The organism is Aminobacter sp. P4_D5 (assembly GCF_056401815.1).
Window position 1 is genome coordinate 1 of the sequence record NZ_JBFUIP010000238.1, and the last position, 6204, is coordinate 6204.

General features: G+C 58.6%; 6 protein-coding genes and 1 pseudogene. 3 read left to right on the forward strand and 4 right to left on the reverse strand.

Annotated features, from left to right (window positions below):
- Nucleotides 1–409: 409 nt before the first annotated feature.
- A complete protein-coding gene (locus AC1DWF_RS29135; RefSeq protein WP_476788987.1) occupies nucleotides 410–1408 on the forward strand; it encodes a L,D-transpeptidase family protein in 999 nt (332 codons plus the stop codon).
- Between the two features lie 1049 nt (nucleotides 1409–2457).
- On the opposite strand, the gene AC1DWF_RS29140 is transcribed toward AC1DWF_RS29135, so the two are convergent.
- Nucleotides 2458–2643 carry a hypothetical protein gene (locus AC1DWF_RS29140; RefSeq protein WP_476788978.1) on the reverse strand — a complete coding sequence of 62 codons (186 nt, stop codon included), beginning with the start codon at nucleotides 2641–2643 and terminating at the stop codon, nucleotides 2458–2460.
- A 275-nt stretch (nucleotides 2644–2918) separates the two neighbouring features.
- Here AC1DWF_RS29140 and AC1DWF_RS29145 point away from each other — a divergent pair, with 275 nt between their 5' ends.
- Both AC1DWF_RS29145 and AC1DWF_RS29150 read left to right on the forward strand, forming a co-directional pair.
- Nucleotides 2919–4007: a sensor histidine kinase gene (locus AC1DWF_RS29145; RefSeq protein WP_476785809.1), complete on the forward strand. Its 1089-nt coding sequence runs from the start codon at nucleotides 2919–2921 to the stop codon at nucleotides 4005–4007.
- Nucleotides 4008–4012: 5 nt separating this feature from the next.
- Nucleotides 4013–4276, forward strand: a pseudogene (locus tag AC1DWF_RS29150) (phage integrase central domain-containing protein); the annotation flags it as partial.
- 544 nt (nucleotides 4277–4820) lie between these two features.
- On the opposite strand, the gene AC1DWF_RS29155 reads toward AC1DWF_RS29150, so the two are convergent.
- The 3 genes from AC1DWF_RS29155 to AC1DWF_RS29165 form a co-directional block, all read right to left on the reverse strand.
- Nucleotides 4821–5027: a KTSC domain-containing protein gene (locus AC1DWF_RS29155; RefSeq protein ID WP_476785810.1), complete on the reverse strand. Its 207-nt coding sequence runs from the start codon at nucleotides 5025–5027 to the stop codon at nucleotides 4821–4823.
- A 10-nt stretch (nucleotides 5028–5037) separates the two neighbouring features.
- Nucleotides 5038–5343 (reverse strand): hypothetical protein, encoded by a 306-nt coding sequence (locus AC1DWF_RS29160; protein ID WP_476785811.1) that lies wholly within the window; start codon nucleotides 5341–5343, stop codon nucleotides 5038–5040.
- A gap of 255 nt (nucleotides 5344–5598) precedes the next feature.
- The coding region (locus tag AC1DWF_RS29165) for a zinc-binding dehydrogenase (protein ID WP_476842376.1) at nucleotides 5599–6204 on the reverse strand (606 nt) is incomplete at its 5' end.

The window sequence follows — 6204 nt, forward strand, 5'->3', positions numbered from 1 at the left end:
CCCTTGGGGTGACAACGTCCCTCATCTGCAATGGCTCCGCCGCCGACGCAGGCCCGGCCTTGCTTGCTTCTTCGCCGCGCGGATTGGTGGAAGGTCTGCCTTGCGTGTCTCGCGTAGGTTCTCCTGTAGCTGTCGCGCGCGTCTTAACTGCCGGTTGGACACCGTCGGCATCTTCTGCTCGTTTCAGCAAATCTTGAAAGGAACGGATGGCGGCAAAGCGAGCACCCTTAAGCTGCCCTGCGAGCCTCGACAGGTCGTTTGGACCGTGCGGGGCTCAACCCTGCGAAAAAACTTCTGAAAAGCGCCAAGCCGGCGCTAAAGCCTTGAACTAGAACGCCTTGGGCCGAGGAACGGAACCAAACAAGTCGTGCCGCGTCATATAGGCAGGTTTCCGTCCGGAGTGAAATCGATGATCAGGCTCCTAGTTGTCGCCGCAGCGTTCCTCCTCGCTTGCGGCGGGTCGGAAGCGGCTAAGCTGGACCTGACCGCCGTCAACCAGGCTCAATACGCCTCCGACGGACCAAAAGGTTTCAGCTCAGCGGTTCTGAAGGCGCAAATTCTTTTGGATCGTGCGCGCTTCTCGCCGGGCCTGATCGACGGCCGCCTCGGAGAGAACTTCGCCAGTGCGGTCAGGGCCTTCCAGACGGCGAATGGATTCCCTGCCGATGGCAAGCTCACTCGGGAGACCTGGGATAAGCTGTTGGCAACCTCCTCGAGCCCAGCCCTGGTCACCTATGAGCTGACCCGCAAGGATCTGCGCGGACCYTTTACCAAGCGAATTCCGGCTCGCCTGGAGCGGATGGCCCGCCTGTCGAGGCTCGGCTATCGCGATGCGGCCGAGAAGTTGGCGGAGCGCTTCCATATCAGCGAACAACTGTTCCGAAGGCTCAACCCTAGCATCGGCCTCAGGAAGGCCGGCACGAAGTTGCTGGTCCCTGATGTTGGCCGGAGCGATCCTCCCGCCGCCATTGCCGGGGTTGAGGTCGACAAGGGGGCTCGCGTGGTGCGTGTGCTCGATCCTTCCGGTAAAGCGCTGGCAGTCTATCCTGCCTCGATCGGCAGCGACGACAAGCCGGCGCCGAGTGGCCAGGCAGAGGTCAAACGCGTGGTGCGCAATCCGACCTATCACTACGATCCCGACTTCGCTTTCAAGGGCGTCAAGACCAAGCGACCGTTCACCATTGCTGCCGGACCGAACAATCCGGTGGGATCCATCTGGATCGATCTTTCTATCGAAAGCTTCGGCATTCATGGCACGCCCGAACCCGGCAAGATCGGAAAAACCTTCTCGCATGGCTGCATCAGGCTGACTAACTGGGACGCCGAAGACCTCGCCTCTATGGTGCAAAAGAGCACGAAAGTTAGCTTCAAGGACGAAATGGCGGACGCTGGCGACAAGCCTAAGTAGGAAACACCGCACTTAAGCAGATTAATGTTGATCTACTCTCCCATGTCGGAGTTTGGTGCACCAGCGAGCCTTTGTGTCGAAGAAGGACCAGAAGCGATTGGTGGCTAGTCAACGGTATTGGATACTTGACCGCTTCAGCCATGGTGGCGCGACAGCTTAACGACCGGCAAATCAAGGCACTCCCTCGTCAAACCCAACCGCCAGGCCGGCATCAAGCGCAGCTTTGGTAACCAGATCGGCCAACGTCGGACTTGTGGACTAGCCAAGCAGCATCACTCGTCATAATCATCATCAAGTCTTGGGAAAAATACCGATGGACTGAAATCAATGTTCTTCATGACCACCTGCGGGCAATGGACAACAAGACTAGTCCGCTGCATTCGAGGGTGCATTTCTGACACGGGCGATAGGACTTCGCGATGAGTGGAAAGAAGCCCCTTGTCGGCTACGCTGTCTATTGGCCCCCAGTGCCGGGGCTTCCGTAACTTGCAGTGACCTTTGTACCAGACGGCAGGGTTGAAGCACGACAGTTCGCGACCGCGGATGCAGCCGAGGGTTACACTCGTGAGATGGCCAGGGGGCTCACCCCACAGTCGAGCAAACACTGACTATCGCCAGCCTCTTGCTTGAGCCTCTTTAGCAGGTCGTCGTCATTGGCGTAGCTCTTGCCTGAACCGTTGATCTCCAAAGCCTGCAGTTCAAGCGTGTGCGGCAGGGCCTTCGGCCGCCCTCTGGGTACTGCGTCGGACGAGGTCTCACGCCAGGTTCACTACCGATATCATGATCATCGAAGATGAGCCGCCGATCGCCATGAAGGAGCATTTGGTCACGAGCTCGGACTTGCGTGACAGGGATTCTACAATGAGGCCATCGACCTCTATAGTAGGACAGCGCCGAAAGTGTTTCTGGCGGACATCCAGCTTGGCGTTGCGCTCGCAGTTCCGTCAGATGCTAGAGCGACCGACAGATAGAGGGAAGCCGGTCAATAGCGGATAGTGAAGATCGGTGGCCGAAACTCTTCTTCTCAACCTGTCCATGGGCAGAACGATTTAGTGGGTGCCCGCTTGGCTGAATACAGCCGTTCCGTCGTCCTTCCGCACCTCCACCGCTACGATACCTTCGTGCTTTCTACCGGAGAAGGCAGGCAGCGCGTGCTCCCGTGCGGCCTTCTCGGCGTCGAACGGCACTTTTTCGACAATGCCCTGTTTGCCGTACCAAATCAGCGTGTAGGCCACCGTTGGGAAGTTCCTTTTTAGTCGTTCTCTCTAACCCGCAGTGACATGGGAGCGCTCGATTTGGACCATCCCGCGCATCTCTTCCACGATTGTCCTGCAATGCGACGGAAAAGTCGAACTGAACCGCCTGGGCCTGCATTTCACAATGGTCCTGCCGCTCCGCGACACCAGGCCTCCTAATCTGACCGGGGGCCTTTCCGCCTTTTGCTTTGGCAATAGCGGGAGTAACGTATCGCTGGTATTGATGTCGCCTATTTCCAGCACAGGCGCCGCAGATGACATCCGATGCAGATAAAGCCGAGGCTGTCGAGCAACTGCTTGATACACCTGACCTTGCCACTGCGCTGGAAAGCGAACAATTCAAGAAATTCCTCGACCAAGTGCCGATTGCCATAGCGGTCTCAGACCTGAAGGCGAAGGAGCGCGTTGTCTATGCCAATCCGGAATTTGAAAAACTCTCGGGCCTGACGGCGTCCGGCCTTACCCGGCAAAACTGGTCCGCACTTTCCGGCGTTGGCCTCCACCAGCAAAAGGACCGGCCCCTGGCCGAGGCCGTGATCGAGGAAACCGATTTCGTGGGCACCTTCCGGCTTGAGGGCGACGCGGATAAGCAGGCGCTTGTTGACGTCTATTCCAATCTTATCGAGGACGACAACGGCAAGATCTGCTTTCGGCTGGTGGCGCTTGTCGACGTGTCGGCTCATGGCGATACTGAGGATACGCGCTCGGTCGAAGAGCGCGTGCGCGAAAAGGACACGCTGCTGCGCGAGTTGCAGCAYCGYGTGAARAACAAYYTGCAGATGATCACCGCGCTGATCCGTCTGGAAACCCGAAATGCCACAGAGCCGGACCAGAAGCGCTTCGAGAGGCTCGCCGGCCGCGTCGACGCGCTCGCCATCCTCTACCAGACGCTGTCTGCTGACGCGCAGAAGGAAGAGGTGGATCTCGGGGTCTATCTCAGCCAAATCGCGTCAGCGGTGATGACCTCGCATGCGGTCGAGGGTATTCGACTCGACATGAAGGTTGATACCTATCCGGTCTCTATCAACGTCGCCATGCCGACAGGGTTGGTGGTAAACGAGCTGCTGACCAATGCGCTTAAACATGCCTTCCGCGGGCGTGACGGTGGTACAATAACCCTACACAGCATCGTCAACGGCGATGGTTGCAGGATCATCGTTGCGGACGACGGGATCGGGCTGCCTGAAGGGGAGAGCTGGCCCAAGCATGGTAAGCTGGGGGCGCTGATTGCTCACTCGCTGACTGAAAACGCCAAGGCGGAATTCGACGTCAACTCAAGCGCCACGGAGGGAACCAGGGTAGCCATCGTTTTCAAACGGTCGGCTGCTGCCGCAGCGAACTGACGCCACCAATGGCGGAGAGCACACGCTCGATGCGCCGCTCAATCTTCGAGCGTGATCTGTTGCCGATCTGGCGAAACCGCCTGCTCACCGAAATCACGCCCGACGATCTGCGTGCGCATTGCGTGAAGATTGTCGAGCGCGGTGCGCCGGCAACCGCAATCCATGTCCGAGATATCCTCAAACAGATTTATCTGCACGGGGAGAAGATTTCCAACCCCGCAGACGATGTTGGTCCCGCTTCAATCGCCCATTTCGTGCCGCGAGATCGTTAGCTGCGCTGCAGCCTGCCAGGCCGACGGGTCCGGCCAGCCCGGGATGGCATACTTGAGGTCGACGACCGAAACGGCCGCTTCCCAACAACACGATCCCGTAAGCTGCCCGTCCGTTCTCGGCCCCACAGCGGCCCCTTACTGGCCCTGAGTTGCGCTGCAGGGGTAAAATGAGGGGCTCTCGGCAGCTGGCTGGTCTGGCACTCAGCTGCGTTCCACGAATTTTCATCTAGAAAGCCTAGCTACGACGTCGCGCGGGAGTAGGCCATTCGCTTCTCTTCCTAGACCTATAGCCGGGTCGGACCCCTTGATCGGCTGGCATGTGCGCATTCGGCATCAAAACGGGCAAACTAATTTGGGCCGTAGACAAGAAGCGGGAGCCGCCCCGCCAAACGACTGTTGGGGAAGCACACTCGTGGCGAGCTGTGGCTTTGATTGCCGCCTAGATGGCATCAGCGGGCTCACGGATCTGCTCTGCCGGAATCGAAGCCTGCCGGCTCGGTACACTCCGAGGCGGGCGCGGAGTGTGGGTTCCGATCATCCGCTATTCGTCCGAGATCAGTTGGTAGCGGAAACGATTCCGGATGTGGTCATTAAAGAAGCGACCTTTTGCAAAGGCGCTTTGGAAATCATGATAGATTTCCTGAGGAACAGCCTCGTAGTCATAGCGTTTGCCGCTCGCGACGAACCACACAGAAAGTATCCGGGTCTCGGGATCATACTCGCTCCTGCGAATCGAAGACGACGGCATGACGACTTCGCTAGACCAGTGCGATCGGCATGTAGCGGATGATAACCTTGTCCTGCCGGAACCGGCGTTCGAGATCGGAGCGTCGGCTGTGCCAATCCGACAAGTCGATCTCCTCCGTCATCACCTCGAAGATGACTATGTCGTCGCTGTCGGATTCCGCGCCTTGCCGCCATAAACCCTCCGCTGGTGCCTGAAGATAAGCCGTAACGCCTTCAAAACGGCTCGCCAGTTCTTCCTTCCCGCGTTCAAAGTCTTCCCGCGCGAATGGCTTGCCGGCATTGTCGGCGCGGGGAAGCAGGATTTGGCAAAGGTGCATGGCGGCCACTCGCTGAAAAGCATTCAACGATTGCTAAGCCCATGCGTTCCGTTGTGTAAGGGCTTCGTTTTCACCGAGTGTAGCCACTGGAACCGGCGACTTGCGCGCTACCCTACCGCATCAGGCCCGCTGAGTGGCGAGCATCCTCGATGACCTTTTTTACCGCTTGAGCTGCGAACCTTCCAAGCCGATGCGAGCCTGCTCCACAGGCTTGGCCGTCGCCGCGGCCAAAGCGCCGCCGTGATCGCTCCGGCGCTAGGGCTTGAGGACGACTTTGATGCAGCCGTCCTTCTTGTCGTTGAATATCTTGTAGAGATCTGGACCCTCTTCGAGGCTCGCTGTGTGGGTAACAACGAAGGACGGGTCGATGTCGCCGTTCTCAATGTGAGCAAGCAGTTTGGGCAAATAACCCTGGACCGGCGTCTGTGCCATGCGCATGRTCAATCCCCGGTTGATGGCGGAGCCGAAAGGGATCTTGTCAAGGAAGCCGCCATACACGCCGACAATGGAGACCGTGCCGAAATTGCGCGTGCAGTGTATGGCCTGGCGTAAGACGTGAGGCCGGTCGGTGCCCATAAATGTAGCGACCTTCACCCGGTCGACGATCGCGTAGAAGTTGGAATTTGCAAGCGGCTCGGTACCCACAGCATCGATGCAGGCATCAGCTCCGCGGCCCTTCGTGAGCTCCTGGATACGGTCGTAGACGTCTTCATCCACGAAATCGATCGTGATCGCGCCTGTAGCCCGCGCCAGTTCCAACCGCTCCGAAACCGAGTCGATCGCGATAACGCGCTCTGCCCCCAGCAAGAACGCGCTTCGGATTGCCATCTGTCCCACCGGCCCGCAGCCCCAGATGGCGAT

What these genes read in the sequence shown, in the direction of transcription:
- AC1DWF_RS29155 (WP_476785810.1), bottom strand. Translation starts at nt 5,027, where the DNA reads ATGCCGTCGTCTTCGATTCGCAGGAGCGAGTATGATCCCGAGACCCGG.
- AC1DWF_RS29160 (WP_476785811.1), bottom strand. Translation starts at nt 5,343, where the DNA reads ATGCACCTTTGCCAAATCCTGCTTCCCCGCGCCGACAATGCCGGCAAG.